Below are 20866 nucleotides of genomic sequence, written 5' to 3'. Positions count from 1 at the left end.
GCGCGCGCGGCATGCTCGCCGGCCCGGGCGAGCCGGGGTGAAGGCTCGATGGACCACCTCGGGCGACCTGCAACGCAAGACGATCCGCACGCGACCCATGCACGTCCCCCTCCCAGCAGCGAAGCACTCACCACCGATCGCTCTCGTGGCCCTGTGCGCCTCGTGCGCCTTGTGCGCCGCGCCCACACGGGCCGAAGCGCAGTCGGGCCCGCCTCCAGAGTCGCTGTCGCCGTATCCACCGTCGCTGTCGCCGCGTCCACCGTCGCCGTCGACGCCGCCGGCGGCGGTGGAGGCGCCGCCGCCCCGTCCCTCACCGTCGCCGCCGCCATGGCACCAGGGCATCTCCGACGATCGAAAGCAGCAGGCGCACGTGCACTTCGCGGAGGCGCGGGCGCTGCACCGGCGCATGATGCTCGTCGAGGCGCGGGCGAAATACGAAGAGGCGCTGGCTGCCTGGGAGCACCCTGAGCTCCGGCTTTATCTCGGGCGGGTGTTGAGGAGCATCGGGCTGCCGCTCCTGGCCTATGAGAACCTGCGACTCGCCCTGCGATGGGGGCCCGGGGCGCTCGATCCAGAGAAGGAGCAGGAGGCGCGCGCGACGATACGCGCGCTCATGGAGAACGAGCTCGCCGCCATCGAGATCCGCTGCGATGAGCCGGGCGCTGCCGTGCTGCTCGACGGCAAACCTTGGTTCGTCGGCCCCGGCACCGAGCGTCGGATGGTCACGCCCGGAGAGCACATCGTCATGGTGAGGAGGGACGGCTACTCCACGATCGTCAAACCCATCCTCGTGATCGCCGGCAGAGAGGCCTCAGGCCAGCTCGCGCGGCGCGTCGATACCGTCGTTGCCCCGCCGCCGTGGCCCAGGTGGATCCCCTGGGCCGTGCTCGGGGCAGGCGCGGCCCTGGGCGCCGCCGGCGGCGGGCTGATGTGGAGCGGAGAGGCGGACAGGGGCAACCAGGGCGGCGACGACGTCGCGATCGGCGCCTTCATCGCCGGCGGGGCGATAGCGGTCACGGGGACGGTCCTGCTCCTCATGAACAGGCCACAGGCCTACCGCATCCACGATCGGGGCGAGGTGAAGGTCGAGCTCCGGCCCATCGCGTCGCTCGGGGCTGGGGGGCTGTCGGCCCGGCTCGTGTTCTGATCCGGCGGAGCCGGGACGCGCTGGCACGTTGCGCGCGGGCGCATCGAGCGTGCGGCGCATCGAGCGTGCGGCGCAGCGCGACGGCAAGGCGCTCGAAGCCCTCTGCGGTGCCGCCGACGGGTTCTGCGAGGACGAGGCGCGCCCGCGCGCGCCCCTGCCCGGCCCTCCGCCGCCCGGCGCCGCGTTCGAGGCGCTCGGGAAGCAGCGGACGTCGGGTGAGCGGATCCGGCGCTCTACCCCGACCACCGCCTGGGCGCTTCGCTCTGGCGTCGCGCGCGCCCTCCGCGCCCGAATCGCGTCCGGGGCGCGGCCAGGACGGCGGCCGAGCGTGGGCTCGGGGAGCTCGCCCCGCTCGACCCGCGATCCCGGACCGCTGCGCCGACAAGGCGGCGGAAGCGGGCGGACCGGCCCATCATGGGGCGAGGGCGCCGCACCGGAAACGGTCAAAAAAACCCAATGATTTCGCCTGGTAGCCCCGCCCGGACTCGAACCGGGACGCCCGTACGGGCCGCGGATTTTAAATCCACCGCGTCTGCCATTTCGCCACGGGGCCAACTGGTTGATAATGTAGTATATTATCGCTTCGTCCCGCGCCGCACCACCCCCTTCGCTGTCCGTCCCGCTGGCGTGATCCTCGTGCCCTGGGCTCGCCTCGGCGAGGGAAGCTAGCTCGCTGAGGGCCCGCTCTGCAAAGGTCCTGGCCGCCCGGCGGCCCCTGTGGCCCACGACGGAGCTCCGGTGCCCGATCCGATCGGCGGGCCCGATCTCGTTCCGGCCGCTCACGAGCGCGACGGTGATGGACGTCGCGCGCGTGTCGTGCGCGCGCCTGCTGGCGGTCGTGCTTTCCTCTCGAGGCGCAGCGCGCCCGCCCTGGAGGGCGACGTCCCGCGCCTGGCAGGCGCGCCGCCTCGCCGATGCGCGGGCCCCCGCGGGTCAGGAGCCCACAGGAGGCGCCAGCACAGCGGGATCGCGGTGCTGGCCAGCAGCCGCGCGCCCTCGTCGGGGCAGAGGCACGCCTTCGCCATCGCGGAGCCGATCTTGGGGAGGAGGCCGCGGGGGAGCGGGCTGGTCGCGACGAGGAGGCAGGGGAAGACGGCGATTGCCATGAGCCGGTGCAGGAGCTGCGCGATGTGACGGCGCGACGCGGGCGAAATCGGCGGGAGCGCGCGCATGGCGCGGTGACATACAGGGTTCGTGCCTAACAACTTGCCGGTGGGGCCGTGCGCTTCGGCATCGCGCGTGCGGCCGGTCCGGCGGCCCGCTTCTCTACGTAGATCTGCGTATCGTGGGGGGTGCGGGGAACCGGCTAATATCCTCCCAGAATCGAACGGCGCCAGGGTGTTCTCGCCGCCTGTTTACGTGCTACCGGAGGAGGTTTCTGCATGGCCAAGGTAGATGCTTATCATACGAGCACCCGCGAATATCCGCCTGAGCATCGGGAGGTGTATCACGACCAGAGCACCTGCCGATACGGAGAAGAGATCAAGCCCGAGCATCGGCTGAAGGGTACGGGTGGCAAGAGTCACTGCTTCGAATGCCAAAGAATCGGTTAGAGATTCGTCGGGCCCGGAGTGTGCGCCGAGACGACGCTTGCCCCTGCTTTCGTTCCATGTCCGGATCGCGCCATGTTCGTCCACCGCAGTAACCGCCTCGAGTCGCTCCTCGATGAGCTCGCGGCTCTCGTGGCGATGCCGGGGCCGGCGCCCACAGAGCCCGAGGTGATCGTCGTCCAGAGCAAGGGCATGGAACGGTGGCTCGCCTTGGAGCTCGCCCAGCACCTCGGCATCTGGGCAAACGCGCGATTCCCCTTCCCGCGCCGTTTCATCGAAGAGGCCCTCGCGGCAGTGCTCGACGCCCCCGCCAGCGAAGCGCCGCGCTTCACGCCCGAACAGATCGTCTGGTCGATCGCGGCGCTCCTTCCCGATCTCGTCACCCAGCCCGCCTTCGCGGAGCTTCGCGGCTACCTTGAGGGCGATGCGCTCGGCGTCCGGCGCCTCGATCTCGCCGCACGCGTCGCCGACCTGTTCGATCAGTACCCCGTTTACCGCCCGGACCGCGTCCTCGCCTGGGAGGCCGGCGAGGACGATGGCTGGCAGTCGAGCCTCTGGCGCGCCCTCGTCGCACGCGTCGGCGCCACGCACATCGCGCGCCGTGCGGCCGATTTCGCCGCGGCCGCCGCGCGCCTCGGCGAGGCGCCCTCCGGGCTCCCCTGCCGCATCAGCATCTTCGGCATCGGCAGCCTGCCGCCGCTCTTCGTCGATCTGTTCGCCGCGCTCGGACGCCTCATCGAGGTGCACCTGTTTCTCCTCAGCCCCTCTCGTGAGCACTGGGCCGAGATCCGCTCCAGGCGCGAGATCGCGCGCGAGCTCCGCGCCGCGCACCGCAACGGGCCAGCCGCCGAGCCCGAGGAGGCGCTCGCGCTCGCCGAGGGCAACCCGCTCCTCGCCTCGCTCGGCCGCATGGGGCGCGACTTCCAGTTCGTGCTCGAGAGCCGCGTCGATTACGTCGAGGACCCGCGCGATCTCTACGTCGATCCCCTCGCCGCCGGACCGCGGAGCATGCTCGCGGTGCTCCAGTCCGACATCCTGTCATTACGCCACCGCCGCGCCGGGGACCCCGCGACACCGCCGCTCCCTGTCGCGCGCGACGATCGCTCGATCACGATCCACGTCTGTCACGGCCCGATGCGCGAGGTCGAGGTGCTGCGCGACCAGATCCTGGCGATGCTGCACGACGTGCCGGGCCTCGAGCCGCACGACATCCTCGTGATGAGCCCCGATCTCAAGACCTACGCGCCGCTCGTCGAGGCGATCTTCGGCACCGATCCGCGCGAGCGGGACCACGTGCCCTTCCGCATCGCCGACCGCGGCATCGAGGCCGAGAGCCCCGTCCTCGAGGCGTTCTTCGCGCTGCTCTCCGTGGTCGCCGGGCGCGTCAGCGCGAGCGCGGTCCTCGAGCTGCTCGGCCGCGAGCCGATCCGGACCGCCTTCGCGATCGCCGAGGACGAGCTCGATGCCCTTCGCGGCTGGGTCGTCGAGTCCAACGTGCGCTGGGGCATCGACGCCGCGCACCGCGCCCGCTCCAAGCAGCCCGCCTTCCACGAGACGACGTGGCGCTTCGGCCTCGACCGGCTCCTGCTCGGCTACGCCATGCCGGGCGAGGGCCGCGTCCTCTTCCAGGGCACCCTGCCGTTCGATGATGTCGAGGGCAGCGACGGCGACCTGCTCGGGCGCTTCGCCGCTGGCTGCGAGCGCCTCTTCGCCCTGGAGCAGGCGCTCGCCGGCCCGCACCCGGTCGCCGTCCTTCACGAGAAGCTGTCCGCCGCGCTCGATGGCCTCCTCGCGGCGCCAGACGGCCACGCGCACGAGCTCCAGGCGCTCCGTGAGGCCCTCGCCGACCTCGTCGAGGACGCCCGCGAGGCCGGCTTTGACGAGCCCGTCCCGCTCGAGGTCGTGCGCGCGCGGCTGGAGGCGCGCCTCGGCGAGCCGGGCGGGGCCCACGCGTTCCTCGCGCGCGGCGTCACCTTCTGCGCGCTCCTGCCGATGCGCAGCATCCCCTTCCGCGTCGTGTGCCTGCTGGGCATGAACGACGAGATATTCCCGCGCGCCGCGCGCGCCGCGAGCCTCGATCTCATCGCGGAGCACCCGCGGCGCGGCGACCGATCGCCGCGCGACGAGGACCGCTACCTGTTCCTGGAGGCGCTGCTCTCCGCGCGCGACCGGCTCCTGCTCACCTACGTAGGCCAGTCGATGCGCGACCACGCGGAGATCCCGCCGTCGGTGGTCGTCAGCGAGCTGCTCGACGCCATCGACGAGGGCTTCACGCTCGATCCTCCGGCGCGCGGCGCCCGCATCCGACCCGCGCGCGAGCACGTCCTGGTGCGGCACCCGCTACAGCCGTTCAGCCCCGTGTACTTCCGGGCCGGCGGCGACGCGCGCCTCTTCAGCTATGCGGCTCGGTTCTGCGAGGGAGCGCGCGCCCTCATCGACCCCCGCGTCGAGGAGCCTCCGTTCTTCCACGCCCGACTGCGGCCGCCGGACGAGCCGATCACCGCCGTGACGCTCGACCAGCTCAGCGAGTTCTTCAGGAACCCGATGAGGGCGCTCCTGCGCGATCGCATCGGCCTCCGGCTCGAGGAGGGCGACGAGGACGTCCCCGACCGCGAGCCGATGGATCTCTCCCCGCTCGACAAATACCAGCTCGGCTCCGACCTCTTGCGCCGCGCGCTCGGCGGCGACGATCCGCGCGCCGCGTACCAGTACCTGCGCGCGAGCGGCGCGCTGCCGCTCGGCGCGGTGGGCCGGTGCCGATTCGAGCAGAGGCTCCCCGAGATCGAGCGCATGACCGCCGAGATCCGCCGCCACGCCGACGGCGAGCCGCTCGCGCCGCGCGAGATCGATCTCCTCGCGGGCGGCGCGCGGGTGACGGGGTGGCTGCGCGAGCTCTGGCCGGGGGCGCAGGTGCGGTATCGCTTCGGCAAGGTCAAGGCGTCGAACGAGCTCGCGCTCTGGATAAGGCACCTCGCGCTCCAGCTCGCGGCGAAGCCAGGAGACCCGAGCGAGAGCCTCTTCGTCGGCTACGACGGAAAGGTCGAGGTCGTGCGGTATCGCCCGGTGGCCGACGCGCTCGGACACCTGGCTGCGCTCGTGGACCTCTATCGGGCGGGGCAGGAGCAGCCGCTCCCCTTCTTCCCCGAAACCTCGCTCGCGTACGCGAAGGCGCTCGTGAAAGGCCAGTCCGAGGACGCGGCGCGCGCGGCGGCGCGTTCCACCTTCAAGCCGGACGGGGGCCGGGGCGCGGAAGGCAAGGAATCCGCGGATCCCTATATCGCTCGGGTGCTCGGCGGTCGGGATCCGACGGATCCGACGCTGCGCCTCGCCTCCGCCCCCGGCGCTGGGGCGTCTCCGGAGCACGGCTTCGCCGAGCTCGCAGCGACGGTGTTCCGGCCGCTGATCGAGCACCGGGAGGAGGGTTGAGGTGGAGAGGTTCGACGCCCTGCGGACCCCGCTCGCCGGCAGCCTCATCGAGGCGAGCGCCGGGACGGGAAAGACGTACACGCTCACCACCTTGTTCCTGCGATTGCTCCTGGAGAAGGGGCTATCCGTCGGCGAGATCCTGGTCGTGACGTTCACCAAGGCGGCGACGGCGGAGCTGCGTGACCGCATCCGCGGGCGCCTCCGCGAGGCGCTCGCGGCGCTGTCGGACGAGCGCGCCGCGGGCGACGAGGAGCTCGCCGCGCTCGTCCGCGAAAGCCGCGATCCCGCCCGCGACAAGGCGCACGTCGTCCAGGCCCTCCGCGCGTTCGACGAGGCGGCGATCTTCACGATTCACGGCCTCTGCCAGCGCATCCTCGCCAACCACGCCTTCGAGAGCCATGCGAGCTTCGACGCCGAGCTCGTCGCCGACCAGGGCGCCTTGCTGGACGAGGTGGCGTCGGATTACTGGGCCGAGTCGCTGTACCAGGCGCCGTCGAGCTGGGTCCGCCATGTCCTCGGCGCCAGGATCTCGCCGGAGAGCCTGGCGCAGCTCGCGGCAGCGGCGGGGGACGACCCCGAGGTGCCGGTCCTCCCGGAGCCGCGCGCCCCCGAGGCGATGGAGTCAGCCCTCGAGGCCTTCGGGGCGGCGCGCGACGAGGCGGCGGCCATCTGGCGCGACGAGCGCGAGCGCGTCATCGAGCTGCTCGGACCCCTGGACCAGCGGCAGTACAACCGGAAGCACGTCCCCCAGTGGGCGCGCGAGATGGACCGCACGCTCCTCGACGACGAGACGGGCTCGCTGCCGCTGTTCAAGCAGTTCGAGAAGTTCGAGAAGTTCACCACGCAGAGCCTCAAGAAGGGCGCGAAGAAGGGCCAGAGCCCGCCCGACCACCCGTTCTTCAATGCGTGCGACAGGCTACGGAACGCGGCCGACAAGGCGACGGCGGCGATCGACGAGCGCATCGTCGCCTTCAAGCGCGATTTCGTCCAGTTCGCCCGGCGGGAGGTCCGGCGCCGCCGCGAGGCCACGCGGACGCAGAGCTTCGACGACCTGCTCCACAAGCTCGACGCCGCGCTCCGCGGCCACGCCGGCCCCGCGCTCGCGGCCGCGGTGCGCGGCCGCTACAGGGCGGCGCTCATCGATGAGTTCCAGGACACCGACCCTGTCCAGTACCGCATCTTCCGCGCCATCTACTCCGGCCCCGCGGCCGGGTCGCTGTTCCTCATCGGCGATCCCAAGCAGGCCATCTATTCCTTCCGCGGCGCGGATGTCTTCGCCTACCTGCGCGCGGCGCGGGACGCCGAGGAGCGGCGCTTCACGCTGGACACCAACTACCGATCCGATCCCGATCTCGTGGCGGCGGTCAACGCGGTGTTCGCCCGCGCCCGCGACCCGTTCCTGCTCGGCGAGATCGGCTTCGTCGAGGTGAACCCCGCGCCGGGAGCGACCGCGCGGCTCAGCGTGCCCGGCGCTCGGGTGGCCCCGCTGCGGCTGCTGTTCGTCGCGCGCGAGGGGCGCACGGACAAGCCCACCGCGCAGCTCACCAAGGACTGGGCTGGCCACAACCTGCCTTCTGCGGTCGCCGCGGACATCGCACGGTGGCTCCAATCCGGGGCCACCCTCGACGGGCGCCGGCTCTCCCCGGGTGACATCGCGGTCCTCGTGCGCAAGAACAGCCAGGCCGCCGCCGTGCAGGAGGCCCTCCGCGCGCTGCGCATCCCGAGCGTGCGCCAGGGCGACGTCAGCGTCTTCGACGCCCCCGAAGCGCGCTGCGTCCAGCACGTCCTCGCGGCGATGGTCGAGCCCTCGTACTCCGGCGCGGTGCGCCTCGCGCTGAGCACGAGCCTGTTCTCCCTGAGCGCGGACGAGATCCACGCGCTCGATGCGGACGACGGGGCCTGGGAGGCGTGGGTCTCGCGCTTCCAGCGCTGGGCGCACCTCGCCCGCGACCGTGGCTTCATCACGGCCTTCCGGCGGATGCTCGACGAGCAGGACGCGCCGGCCCGGCTGCTCCGCCTCGTCGACGGGGAGCGGCGGCTCACCAACCTCCTTCACCTGGCCGAGCTCCTCCACGTCGCCTCGACGCGCGAGCACCTCGGCCCGGCGGGTCTCCTCCGGTGGCTCTCCACGATGCGCCGGAGCAAGGGCGCCCGGGACCGGCTCGGCGCCGAGGCCGCGCAGATCCGGCTCGAGAGCGACGATGTCGCCGTGAAGCTCGTGACGATCCACAAGAGCAAAGGGCTCGAGTACCCCGTGGTCTACTGTCCCTATCTCTGGGAGGGCGTGCGCCGCCCCCAGGATAAGATCGGTCCGATCAGCTTCCACGATCCCGCGGACGAGCACCGGCGCAAGCTCGATCTCGGCTCCTCACAGAGAGAGGAGCACAAGAGGCTCGCCGAGCGCGAGGAGGCCGCCGAGAACCTGCGCCTACTCTACGTCGCGCTGACGCGGGCCAAGCACCTGTGCTCCGTCGTGTGGGGGAATTTCGACAGCGCGGAGACGTCGGCCCTCGGATATCTGCTCCATCAAGGACCGGCGTCGGAGGGGGATCGATTCGAGTCGACGAAGCAGCGCATCAAAACGCTGGATGACGATGAGCTATTCGAGGAGCTGAAGGAGCTCGTCAAGACCACGGCAGGCGCGGTCGCCCTGGAGCAGCTCACGCTCGATCCCGGCCCCCCCTACACACCACCCCCCGACGCAGGTGGCTCGCTCCGCGCCCGGGCCGTATCCCGATCGCTCGCCTCGTGGCGGAGGACGAGCAGCTTCTCCGGCCTCATCAAGACAACCACCGCCGCGGTCCCGACGCCGCTCGAATCCGAGGGCCGCGACCACGACGAGGCCGAGGCGAAGGCGATCGTCGAGGAGGCCCCCTCACCGCCCGCGGTCCCCGCGCACGGGACCCCGGTCCTGCTCCACGCCTTCCCGCGAGGCCCCGGCCCCGGCGACATGATCCACAAGATCCTCGAGCTCGTCGATTTCGCGGCGCCCGAAGCCGACGTCTCGGCCTGCGTCGCGCGGCAGCTCAGCCGCTTCGGCCTGTCCGTCGCGACATGGCAGCAGACCTTGACGCGCGCCGTGCTCGGCGCGCTCGCCACACCGCTCCCGGCCCCGTGGGCGCCGGACGCGGCGCCGTTCGCCCTCCGGGACGTTGCCCGCGGAAAGCGCCTCTCCGAGCTCGAGTTCGTCTTCCCGGTCGCAGGGCGCCGCCCCGACGGCACGGGGGAGCCGTTCACCCAGAGGGCGCTCGCCGATGTCTTCGCTCGGCACGCGCCGCCGCCGATCCCGAGCGATTACGCGGAGGCGCTCCGGAGCCTGCCGTTTCCGCCGCTCGATGGATTCCTGCGCGGGTTCATCGATCTCGTATTCGAGCACGAAGGGAGGTATTACGTGGTCGACTACAAATCGAACTTCCTCGGTCCCCTCCCCTCCCTGAGGGATCCCCTTGTTCTTCGCGGAGCCGGGAATCCATCGCCCGGCGGGTGGTTGATGCGGCATGATGCCGCCCGTGACCGTTGCCGATTCGCTTTCGACCCAGAAGCCCGACCGAGAGAAGCTCGGCCTGGAGCACACCCGCGAGTTCGTGGACCGCGTCTTCGGCCCCGATCTGCATGCCCTGCGCGTGTTGTCGCTGGCCAACGGCGTCGCCGGGGTTCTGAACGCCGCCGTCCTGTCGATCCACGCCATCGGGCAGGCCTACGCGAACGTGGCGAAGATCGCCGCCAAGAGCGGCGTCAAGCAGGTCGACCGCATGTTGGGTAACGACGCCCTGTCGCTCGACATCGTGCTGGCGCGCTGGGTCCGGTTCGTCGTGGGAGAGAACGCGTCGATTCTCATCGCCCTCGACTGGACCGACTTCGACAAGGACGACCACACGACGCTCTGCGCCTACATGGTGACGACCCACGGTCGGGCGATGCCGCTGGCTTGGAAGACGGTGAAGAAGTCGGCGCTGAAGGATCAGCGCACCGGACATGAACTGGAGATGGTCGAGCGACTGCACACCTGGCTGCCCGAGAACGTGAACATCACGCTCCTGGCCGACCGGGCGTTCGGCTACCAGGAGCTCTACGCGCTCTTGGAAGCGTTCGGCTGGGACTTCGTCATCCGGTTCCGAGGCTGCATCCTCGTCGAATCGGCCGAGGGCGCGGTGCGTCCCGCCGAGGACTGGGTGCCGTCGAACGGCCGGCCGAAGTTGTTGGTCGGCGCGCGAGTGACGGACAAGCGTGCCGCCGTGGGCGCCGTGGTGCTCGTGAAGGCGGCGCGCATGAAGGAGGCATGGTGCCTGGCGACGTCGCTCGCGACCACGAAGGCGGCGGAGGTAGTCAAGCTCTATGGCCGGCGGTTCACGATCGAGGAGACCTTCCGCGACACCAAGGACCTCCACTTCGGCATGGGGCTGTCGGCGACGAACATCCGCGATGCGGCCCGGCGCGATCGGCTCCTGCTGCTGGTCGCCATGGCGCACACGCTCTTGACGCTGCTCGGCGCCGCCAGCGAGGCCTCCGGGCTCGATCGAACTCTGAAGGTCAACACGGTCAAGAAGCGAACGCACTCGCTCTATCGCCAGGGGCTGTACTGGTATCACTGCATCCCCACGATGCGGGAGGAGTGGCTTCGCCGCCTGGTGGATGCCTTTGACCGCATCGTCCGCGAGCATGCGTTCTTCAGCCATTTCTTCGAGGTCAAATGGTGGAGTAGACCCCAGCCCGCCGTGCATGACGCACGGGCCAGCAGCCCCTCATTAAACCGTACGTGCGGATCTCCCGCATACGGCTTCCCTCGACGTTCACGTTGTGCCCCTTGAATGTGCCAGTCGGAGCGCCCGGGGGAGGTAAAACCGCTCCAGACCGTGCTGGTCATAGAGTGTTCCCCGGTGCGTGAGCGACCACGCCGGGCGACGGAGGGCGTGCTTGCGCGCCCACCATCGCGCCATGCGCTGCTGCACGAAGTAGTCGAGATCGGCAAGCGCCCGAGGACGGACCTGTCGGAAGTAGTTCCGAGCACCCCGAATGTAGCCGTTCAGATCAGCGATCATCGCCTTTAGGCTCATCCAGGTGCGTCGTGTCCTCCGACGGATCTCGTCACGGATGCGCTTCGCGGTCTTGCCGGCAAGGTCAAAGACGTAGGGCCGATACCGCCAACGCACCTGATGGCCAAGGAAGGCGAAATCCTCCTTCCGGGCGTTCAGGATGCGCGTCTTCTCGGGATGCAGCACCAGCCCGAGTCGGCCCACGATCTTCTCCACCCACGCCATCTCTTTGTCCGGCTTACGAGGCGTGAGCACCACGAAATCATCCGCATACCGGATCAGTCGTCCTGCGAGTTCTCCTCGTTCGACCCGTCGCCGGAAGTTTCGATCCAAAAGGTGCAGATACAGGTTCGCCAATAGCGGCGAGATGACGCCGCCTTGCGGCGTCCCCTGTCGGTTCCGCCGCGGGTGGCCGCCCTCCCGCTCCTGTACGATGGGCGCTTCGAGGAAGCGCTTGATCAGCGCCAACACCGCGCCATCAACGACACGCTCCGCAACTGCCTTCATTAGGTGGTCATGCGGAATTGTGTCGAAGTAAGCGCTGAGATCGGCGTCAATCACCCAGCCCATCCCCTGCTCCAGCGCCTCGCGCATTGCCCCCAGCGCTTGGTGGGCGCTTCGCTTCGGACGGAAGCCGTACGAATCCGGCTCGAAATCCGCCTCGAAGATCGGCTCCAGCACCAGCTTGAGCGTCGTTTGCACGATGCGGTCGCGGATATTGGGAATGCCTAACGGCCGCTCCCCGCCGCTCAGCTTCGGGATGTACACCCGTCGGACCGGTCCCGGTCGATACATCTTCGCTTTCAGTTCATGGTGCAGCTCCTCCAGCAGCGCCGTCGCTCCGTTCGCCTCGATCATCTCGAAGGTCATGCCGTCGGGTCCTGGAGCACCTCCGTTGGCTTTCGCCAGCGCATAGGCGTGGACCAAGATGTCCGGCCGGCAGACCTTGTCGTAGAGCGCGTAGAAGCGGAACTTCGGCTCCTTCTTGGCGCGCAGGTACAGCGCCCGTTGCAGTTCCCGGATCTTTGTCGGCGTTCCTAGTGTTGCCACAATCGCCTCTCCTTCCCCGCAGGGGTCGCATCGTCGAGCAGGGCCCCTTCCCTCCGGCGGCTTTCACCGCCTTCTTCGGTACTACGAACCCTTCCGACTCCTCGCCGGCCCGACCATCTCGGCTTGCGACCTTGAATGATCCGTTGCAGTTGCCAGCCACACCGGGCGAGGTCTCCCGTGTTCAGCGCGTTCCTGTTGCGACGTGCTGCCCCTGCTACCCCGGGAGAGCGCAGCGGTGCGTTGGTCGAGCACCTTCCCGCCACGTGCTGCCTTCGCCGATTCCCCTAGCGGCTCGGCCTCTCCGTTGATTGACGAGGCTACATCTGGGTTCGCTTCGCGCTGCGGCCCGTCGCTTCGCAGCCGTGGATTGCCGCCCACAGCTTTCCGGCCCCGCTTCTGCTGGATACCTCGCGGCATCACGCAGGGGACCTGGCTACCTATCTTCTCGACTTTTGACAGGGTGAGCTCCTTTCATCTCACAAGGAACGCGCCGCTTTCACGGCGCACAGGGGATGCCTCAGCCTTCGTGGAACACACCGAGGGAAGAACGTTGTCGGAGCGTTGAAGTTTCAGTTTTCCAAATCCAACACGCTCACGGATGACGCCAGACTCAATGTTGCCACCATCATGCATCAGCACGTTGAGACATACCTGCTTGCTGCTGGAGATGTCGCCAGCGCCAGGCACTGCGCCGTACTGGACGTCTTCACAAAGAGTTGGCATCGGGCCCCGACTGCCTTCCGGGTACGCCGAAACACCGTCGCAGCAGCGTGCCAAGAGGTGGCCCTTTGGTGGTCCGCTGTGTGAGGACTATTCCGGAAGGCTAACGAGCCGCTGCAGCGTACGAGCGGCGCAAGCGCTCGCTGTCGATCGTCAGAGACAGAGCCAGTTCACGATTGATAAGCGGGAGGTAGAGGTGGTAGCGTACAGAAATAGAAGCGGCAACTCTGGAGTATTGTCTTACGAGATCGGCGCCGAAACTATCACGGTTGAATTCAGAGACAGAAGTTGTTATCTGTACAACTACACGAGCGCTGGAAGAAGCAATATCGAAACAATGAAGAAGCTGACCGTCAATGGCCATGGATTAAACGGATTCATAAATCGTTATGTAAAGTTCATGTATGCCAAGAAAATAAGATAACAACGCCCAGACTCAGACTTGTGCTTCGCTCATACGAATCGATGCGACCTAGCTCTCGCCGGCCTTTCGCCACCGAGGGAGACGCTCTATTTCATGGAGCGTCGACTGGACCCTTGCACCGGCCGATTCTCTCCGATGTCTCCTTGATTAACGCGTGCGCCGAGTCCGGCGTGCGCGCCGCTCGGAACGAGGCTTGCGGCGCGCTCAGCAACCCGCTGATGAGCGCATCTGCCTTGCGTGGGTGACGCCCCGGGTCAATCCCCGCCCCGGCCCACCTCGCGAAAGCGCACCTCCACGCGCTTCGCCCCGAGCTGCGTCGCGAGCGCCGTGATCTGCCGCTCGGCCTGCGCCCTCGCCCGCGACATCACGTCCCCCTCGAGCGCCGCCTTCTCGATCGCGGCCGTCGCCTCCCTCCGGGCTCGCGCCTCGAGCTGCTCGTTGCGCCGCGCGAGCAGGCTCGTCGACCGCGTGTAGACGTACGTCTCGTCCTCGTCGAGCCGGGTGGAGAACACCTCCGGCGCCGGCAGCGTGATCCGCGCGACGCCGGTCTCCGGATCCATCGCGATGTCGCCCTCGCCGAGCCGCGCGAGGTCCACGCCGATGGTCACGTGGCCGACCGCGACGAGCAACAGGGCGTCGGTGGCCTGCACCAGGCCGAAGAGGCGGCTCTGCCTGTCGGCCAGATCCACGACCTTCTCGACGTGCACCTCCGTGGTCTCGAGCCGCGACAGGTCGCGGATCGCGATGAGCAGCGCCGGAGACGGCCGCGCGACCACGGTGTCCGCCGGCCCGCGAGCGCCGAGGCGCGGCGCCACCACGAACGCGCCGAGCCCCACCGCCGCGAGCAGCGCGACGCAGGCCAGCGCGATCTGCGCGGCGCGGCCCAGGGGCGCGCGGGGGCGCGGCGCACGAACGACCACCGAAGCGTAAGGATCCTGGATCGGGCCTTCCATCAGGGAGCAACCTCGGAGAGCAGCCTCGGAGGACCACGCGCGCGGAAGGCGCCCGCGACAGCTCGGCCTGTGCACGGACCAGGCTGAGCCGCGCGTCCTCTTCGAGAGATCTGAGAACAGGAACGCCGGAAGGCGAGGAGAAATCGAACCGGGCCCGCTTCCCAGGGCAGGTTGGCGGGGATCGCCCGGCGTCGCGCCGGCCTCGGCCGCGACACCGGACCCAGCCGCGCGCCGGATTCAGCCGCGCGCCGGCCTCGGCCACGCGCCGGCCTCGGCCGCGCACCGGACCCAGCCGCGCGCCGGCCTCGGCCCAAGCCTACCTCAGCGCACCGCCAGCCTCATCCTCGCGCCAACGTCAGCGTCCCGCCAGCCTCCGCCTCGCGCTTGCCCTCACGCCGCGGGCGCCGTGGATCGCAGGACCGCCGGCGCCGCCTCGCCGCCCGAGAGCGCCCGCTCGAGCGTGCCCTCGTCGACCTCGCCGTCGGCCGCCTGCTCGAGCGCGATCCGGACGTCGCAGCTCGCGCAGCCCTCGGCCGCGACCCGCAGCCGCTCCGCCGTCGCGCGGTCGCGCGCGGAGGAGAGCGCGAGCGCGGCGCCGATGCGGAGCTCGGCCGGCGCGCCGCCGGCCTCGAGCACCGCGAGCGCCTGCTCCCGCGTGAGCTTCGCCGTGCGGTAGTCGGCGCCGGCCTCGGCCACGAGGCAGCGCAGCGCCGCCCGCCACGCCGGCGCGGTCCGCCCGCGGCGCTCGAGGAGCGCGCCGGCGCCCCCCGCCTCGGGATGATCGTCGCGCCCGATGCGCTCGCGCAGCAGCCGGAGCAGGTGCTCGCGGCGCCACTCGGCCAGCACCATGCTGAGCCCCGTCTCCGTCGGGTCGCGCAGCAGCTGCGGCGGGACGATGGTCAGCGCGACCTCCTCGCCCCCCCGGAGCACGAGCTCCACCCCGAGGCAGGTCTCGTCGACCCGCTCGATGCTGCGGAACGAGATGAAGCGCTCGCCCCCGTCGCTCCGGATCGAGACGCCATCGTGGCCGACCACCAGCACGCGGCGCCCGGAGCCCTCCCGGAGCAGCGCCGCGAGCGCCCACGCCGCGACGCCCGTGACGACGCCGAGCGAGATCGCCACGTCGAGATCGATCACCGCCCAGCAGACCAGGGTCACGAGCGCCGCGACCCCCACGAACAGACGGCGCCCGAGCGGCAGCGGCGCGCCGTACAGCCGGGCGCTCCAGGTGCCGCGCGCCCGCCCGGTCGCGATCGCGCCGAGCAGCCGCTCCGCGTCGCCCGGCTCATCGAGGCGCACGCGGATGATGTCGCCGTCGTCGGTCCTCAACGCGACCTCGCCGCCGGAGCTCGACAGCCGGGCGCTCGTCAGGGAGGCGAGCGGGAACGAGCTCCGGTCGCCAGGATGCTCGATCGAGAGCGCGCCGCCCACCCGGACGACCGCGGCGCCGGAGGAGCCCACCACCGCCCGGAGCCAGGCGAACGGCGTGTAGATCAGGCACGCCAGGCCGAGCAGCCCGAGCACCGCGCCGAGCGTCGCGAACAGCATCACCAGGCCGAAGGCCAGCGGCTCGGCGAGCGGCACGATCAGCCGGGCCGCGGAGAACAGGATGAGGAGCCAGGTGAGCGTCGCGGTCAGGAACCGGCCGAGGGCGCGGACGCTCGCGTAGGGCTGGACGACCACCCCGCAGCGCTTGAACACGCCGTCACTTCCAGCGGTTCCTGCCACCCCTTCACGGTGAGCGCACCCGCCCTCCATTTCAAGCGCACAGCGCGATTCCAACGGGAGAGGAGCGCCCGGTCCGCTGCGCGGCCTCAGCGGTAAAGGTGCGCCCGGCCCATCGCGCGATTCCAGCGAAAATTCCAGCGAGAGAGGAGCGCCCGCGCCGCCGCGGCGGCCACCCTCCGGCCGTCCTCAGTACGCGTCCGCCGGGGCGCGCGCGTCCGCGGGGAGCGAGAGCGAGACCATCGCCACCGCCGCGTCCCCGCCGTCGAGCCACTGGTAACGCGCCAGGTTCGACAGAACACGGCCCACGTACTTGCGCGTCTCGTCGTAGGGGATCCGCGCCACCCACACGTCGGTGTCCCTGTCGATGCGGCCCTCGAGCCAGTGCGACACGGCCTTCGGCCCCGCGTTGTACGCGGCCGTCGCGAGCGGCAGGCTCCCCTGGAACGTCCGGAGCAGCTTGCCGATGTAGAAGCCGCCGAGGCGCAGGTTCACCGGCGCGCTCTTGAGCTGCCCGAGATCGAAGCCGAGCGAGAGCTCGCGCGCCGCCTTCCGGGCCGTCGCCGGCATGAGCTGCATCAGCCCGACCGCGCTCGCGGGGCTTACCACCACCGGATCGAACGCGCTCTCCTGCCGCATCAGCGCGTGGACGAGCCCCTTCGGCAGCCCGTGCTGCGCCTCCAGCGCGCGCACCTCGCCGAGGTACGGCGCCGGATAGACGCACTCCCACGCCCAGCGCTCGGCCTCCGAGGGCGCGCGCTGCAGCGCCGCGGCGGAGATCGCCCGCGTGCCCACCCGGTAGCGCCGCTTCGCGGGCGAGAGCAGCGCGTACATCTTGCAGAGCGCCTCGCTCTCCTGCCCCTCGTAGGCCGCCGTCACCTCCCGCTCGTTCTCGGCGAGGTAGGTCTCCGCGTCGCCGTCGAGCCCCATCGACGCGAGCAGCGCCGCCGCCGGCGGCAGCTTCACCTCGAGGGGCCGAGCGTCCTTGCTCGACGCCGAGCCGAGCAGCGGCGGAATGGGCGCGCCCACCGCCGCGAGGCGCGACCGCGCGAGCAGCGCCCCCCACGAGAGCGGCTGCTCCCGCATCACCTCGGTCCAGATCCGCACCGCGCCGCCGCGGTCGCCCCCGCGCAGCGCCGCGAGCCCCGCGAGCTCGCGCAGCCTCGCCGCCTCGACCGCGCGCGCGCGGCGCGCGAGCTGCTCCAGCGGCTTGCGCGCCCCCCCGGCGCCCTTCGTCGACAGCATCGCGAGCGCCCGCTCGAAGCGCGCCTCCGCGCGCCGCGCGCTCCGCGGGTAGGCGGCGAGGAACCGACCGTACTGCGCGACCGCCTCCGTGTAGCGCCCGACCTGCATGAGGAGCTGCGCCGCGAGGAAGCTCGAGAGCTCGCCCCAGCGGGTCCTCCGGAACCTGCGCGCGACCGCGAGGTGCTGCTCGATCGCCTCGCCCTCGCGGTGGAGCCGCGAGAGCGACCGCGCCGCGAGGTGGAGCTGCTCCGCCTGGCGCGCGGACGGCGACGCCGCCCCCTTGAGGAACGCCTCCGCCGCGCCCGCGTAGTCGCGCGCCCGGTACAGCGCCGTGGCGCGGCGGTGGTGCAGCTCCGCCGCCGGCACGCCCGACAGCTTGTCGAGCTCGGCGATCGCGTCGGCCGCGCGGCCCGCGGCGACCATCGCGTCGACCGCCTGGAGCCGCTCCCCCGGCGAGGCCTGCCCCGGCGCCGCGGCGAGGAGCGCCGCGGCCTCGCGCCCGTCGGGCGACGACGGCGCGTTCTTGACGATCCACCGGAGGTCCACGAGCGCGAGCTCCGCCGCGGCGGCCTTCGACCTGCCCTTGTCCGCCGGCCGCTCGGGCGCGTCGTGCACGGCGAGCTGGACGCGCGCCCGCGAGAGCCGCGCCGTCGCCTCGTCGCGCGACCTGCGCGCGCGCTGCGCCGCGCCCACGGCCCGGTCCGCGAGCGCGCGGGCCCGCTCGAGGTCGCCACCCTTCCTGTAGGCGGTCGCCGCCCGCGCCAGATCGAGCGCGCTGCCCGAGGCCTCGTAGTACGCCGCCGCGGCGAGGAACGGCCCCACCTCGAGCGCCGCCGCCGCGCGGTAGCGCGCCACCTCGCGCGCGAGCAGCGGCAGCGCCTGCTCCAGGCCGTGGAGCAGCTCCACCGTCTTCTCGTGATCGCCGAGCTCGAACGCGACGCGCGCCCGCGCGTACTTCATCGACGGCAGCGCCCGCTGCTCGAGCGGCATCGCGTCGATCCGCTCCGCCGCCTCGGCCCAGCGCTCGAGCCGCACCGCCTCGACCCACCCGCCGTCCAGCGCGGGCGACTCGCCCTGCGGGGCGGTCGCGGCCGCCGCGGGCGGCCCGGCCGGCGGCGCGAGGCGCGCGGTGCTCTGCGACGGCGGCGGCCCGGCCGTGCGGTGCTCGGCGCAGGCGGCGAGCGAGAGGCCGAACAGGCACGTCGCGGCGAGCCGGCGGCGCGCTTCCCGTGATGACGGCTTCGGTAGCGACGGAGCCCGATTCATGGCCGACCCGGCGCGGTGGACGATCCGCCGGCAGCGCGCCCCGTGGACGGAGCCCCGCGGGGCGGCGGCCTCCGCGCGCAGGCCGCTCGCGCCGCAGCGCTCGCGCTGCCGACCCCTCTAGCTAGCAAGCTTCCGCGCCCTGTCGCAAACAAAGTGTGGCGTCCGACGCGATCCACCGCTTGCCGATCTCGACGTCCTCCTCGAACAGGAACGCCGCGATCTCATCGAGCGAGCCGGCCCGGTTCGGCGGAGCACCGAGCCGCAGCGCCGCGGCCTTGCCGAACGCGGCGGCCACCGGGTGGGGCGAGCTCGCGAGCCGCAGGAGATCGGGCACGAGCTCCGTCGCCCCGAGCACGCCCGCGAGGATGGCCGAGAGCGGCCGCGGATCCGCGGGGCAGCCGTGGCTCGACGTGAGCGCCGCGCGCAGCACCGCGACCGTCTCCGGCGCCGCGCCCCGCGCCGCGGCGGCGCGGTAGCCGCCCGCCGGCAGCGCGAGCCGCGCCGCGCCGCAGCTCGTCACGCACGCGGCGTCCGCCGCTCGCAGCAGCGCCGCGGCGACCGGCTCGGTCACGCCGTCGCCGAGCGCCGTCACCCCCTCGATGTCGCCCGCGACCGGCCGTGCCGCCTCCTGCGCGTAGCCGTCGAGGTTCGCGAGGAGCCGCTCCAGGTTGACGGCGCCCGCGGCGCGGCCGGCCAGCACGTCGCGCTCGGTGTGCACCGTCACGAGGCTCGACACGACGGCCGGCGTCCCGCCGCGCATCGTGTGCGACACGTCCACGCTCACGCGCCGCACGGCGGGCCACCGCAGCACCCGCGGCGCCGTGTCCGGGTCGACGAGGACGCCCCAGGGCACGACGGCCATCGTCACCTCGCGCGCGCCGCGCCGGGCCGAGATGCGCTGCCCGGCGCGCGCGAGGGTGAGCGCGCCGATCGCGCTCCCCATCGCCATGAGCCCCAGCGAGAGCGTCTGGCTGCCGGCGCTGAAGAGCGCCGCGGCGACGCCCGCGAGCCCCGCCGTCCCCGCCGCGGCGAGCGCCCCGGTCGAGCCGGGATCCGGGTGGAGCCCGACGTAGCGAAAGTCCGGCGGAGGCAGCTTGCGCAGCACGGTGAGCACCCCAGAGGACGACTCTAGGCCGCCGCGCCCCGGCGCGCCACCGGATGCGCGGCGGCGCCGCCCGCGGGCGGCGCTGCGCGCCGGGTGGCGTGCGGCGCTCCGCGCGCGCGCCGCGCGGTGGTAGCTTCGACCGCGGTGCTGCTCTCCCGCGTCCGCCTCGCCCATGTCGGCCCGTTCGACGACCTCTCGCTCGGCTTCGAGGACGCCGCCGGCGCGCCGCGTCGGCTCGTGGTCCTCTTCGGCGGCGACGGCGTGGGCAAGACGTCGATCCTCTCGGCGATCGCGTCGACGCGGCCCGGGTACGCGGTCGCCCAGCCGAGGTCGCGCGGGGAGGACGGCCCGCCGTCGGCCGTGGTCGCCGACTGGGTGCTCGGCGTCGACGACCCGGCGCGCGCGCACCCGCTGCGCGTGGCGAGCCCGAACGCCCGCCTCGACGAGCCCGAGGAGGCGGCGGTCGTGCGGCGGAGGGAGCAAGCGCTCTTCGATCGGCGCGCGGCGGAGGGCGGCTTCGTCCTCGTCGCGCTCCCGGGCGCGCGCTGGTTCTCTCGCGCGTCGATCGTGCTGACGGCGCCCGAGCGCAGCGTCCTCCGCTACGACGTCCGCGCGGTCGCGGGCTTCGACGACGCGACGCGCGCCGATCTCGCCCGCGAGACGAAGCAGGTGCTCTCGTTCGTCCCCCTCGCCGCCGCGGTCGCGCGCGGCCGGCCGGAGGGCAGGCCGGACGCGCGGGCGGCGCGCTTCGATGCGCTCGAGCGCGCGCTCCGGGAGGTGCTCGCGGTGCTGCTCGAGGGCACCGGCGCGGCGTACCTGGGCGTCGATCCGCTCCGGCTCGAGCCGGTCTTCGAGCGCGCGGGCGGCCAGCGCGCGGACTTCGACGACCTCGGGCGGAGCGCGCGGCACATCGTCGCGTTCGGCGCGCTCTCGCTCCGCGCGCTCGCGGCCGCGCACCCGGGCGTCGATCCGCGCCTGGCCGAGGGCGTGGTGCTGATCGACGACATCGAGGCGCAGCAGCCGCTGCACCGCCAGCGCTCGCTCACCTCGCGGCTGCGCGCGGCGCTGCCCAACGTGCAGTGGATCGTCACGACCTCATCGCCCGCGGTCGCGCTCGGCTGCGAGCTCTCCGAGGTGATCGCGCTCCGCCGCGACCCCGCGTCCGGACGCGTCGAGCTGCACCAGGGCCCCGACGCCGTCCTTCACTAGCTAGTAGTTCGTA

The 20866-nt window shown here is 71.8% G+C and carries 9 protein-coding genes, 1 tRNA gene and 2 pseudogenes; 5 read left to right on the top strand and 7 right to left on the bottom strand.

Translation table 11 applies throughout. From position 1 onward, the window contains the following. Positions 1-370 precede the first annotated feature (370 nt). Positions 371-1147: a hypothetical protein gene (locus WMF31_RS09430; RefSeq protein ID WP_436601607.1), complete on the top strand. Its 777-nt coding sequence runs from the start codon at positions 371-373 to the stop codon at positions 1145-1147. Positions 1148-1614: 467 nt separating this feature from the next. Here WMF31_RS09430 and WMF31_RS09425 read toward each other — a convergent pair. Further along, a tRNA-Leu gene (locus WMF31_RS09425) sits at positions 1615-1700 on the bottom strand. Between the two features lie 1072 nt (positions 1701-2772). On the opposite strand from WMF31_RS09425, the gene recC reads away from it, so the two are divergent. The 3 genes and pseudogenes from recC to WMF31_RS09410 form a co-directional block, all read left to right on the top strand. Further along, complete coding sequence (recC, locus tag WMF31_RS09420; RefSeq protein ID WP_436601606.1) at positions 2773-6123, top strand: exodeoxyribonuclease V subunit gamma; 3351 nt, start codon at positions 2773-2775, stop codon at positions 6121-6123. A 1-nt stretch (position 6124) separates the two neighbouring features. Continuing rightward, positions 6125-9535 (top strand): annotated as a pseudogene (gene recB / locus WMF31_RS09415) (exodeoxyribonuclease V subunit beta); the annotation flags it as partial. An 88-nt stretch (positions 9536-9623) separates the two neighbouring features. Beyond that, positions 9624-10805, top strand: a pseudogene (locus tag WMF31_RS09410) (IS4 family transposase); the annotation flags it as partial. A gap of 108 nt (positions 10806-10913) precedes the next feature. Here WMF31_RS09410 and ltrA read toward each other — a convergent pair. From ltrA to WMF31_RS09380, 6 genes are all read right to left on the bottom strand, one after another. Then, positions 10914-12206 carry a group II intron reverse transcriptase/maturase gene (gene ltrA, locus WMF31_RS09405; RefSeq protein ID WP_436601605.1) on the bottom strand — a complete coding sequence of 431 codons (1293 nt, stop codon included), beginning with the start codon at positions 12204-12206 and terminating at the stop codon, positions 10914-10916. A gap of 823 nt (positions 12207-13029) precedes the next feature. Next, a complete protein-coding gene (locus WMF31_RS09400; protein WP_436601604.1) occupies positions 13030-13290 on the bottom strand; it encodes a hypothetical protein in 261 nt (86 codons plus the stop codon). A 314-nt stretch (positions 13291-13604) separates the two neighbouring features. After that, positions 13605-14303, bottom strand: a complete 699-nt coding sequence (locus WMF31_RS09395; protein WP_436601603.1) for a DUF4230 domain-containing protein — start codon at positions 14301-14303, stop codon at positions 13605-13607. Positions 14304-14693: 390 nt separating this feature from the next. Next, positions 14694-16004 carry a hypothetical protein gene (locus WMF31_RS09390; RefSeq protein ID WP_436601602.1) on the bottom strand — a complete coding sequence of 437 codons (1311 nt, stop codon included), beginning with the start codon at positions 16002-16004 and terminating at the stop codon, positions 14694-14696. A gap of 213 nt (positions 16005-16217) precedes the next feature. After that, positions 16218-18539: a transglycosylase SLT domain-containing protein gene (locus WMF31_RS09385; protein ID WP_436601601.1), complete on the bottom strand. Its 2322-nt coding sequence runs from the start codon at positions 18537-18539 to the stop codon at positions 16218-16220. A gap of 121 nt (positions 18540-18660) precedes the next feature. After that, positions 18661-19644, bottom strand: coding sequence for a hypothetical protein (locus WMF31_RS09380; protein WP_436601600.1), 984 nt, complete (start codon positions 19642-19644; stop codon positions 18661-18663). 144 nt (positions 19645-19788) lie between these two features. Here WMF31_RS09380 and WMF31_RS09375 point away from each other — a divergent pair, with 144 nt between their 5' ends. Then, entirely contained in the window at positions 19789-20853 is a 1065-nt protein-coding gene (locus WMF31_RS09375; RefSeq protein WP_436601599.1) for an AAA family ATPase, read from the top strand. Positions 20854-20866: the final 13 nt, after the last annotated feature.

The sequence above is a fragment of the Sorangium sp. So ce1036 genome, assembly GCF_051369805.1.
Taxonomy (GTDB): Bacteria; Myxococcota_A; Polyangia; order Polyangiales; family Polyangiaceae; genus Sorangium; species Sorangium cellulosum_F.
Note: the sequence above shows the minus strand (reverse complement) of the source record. Positions and strands in the feature narration are given on the sequence as shown.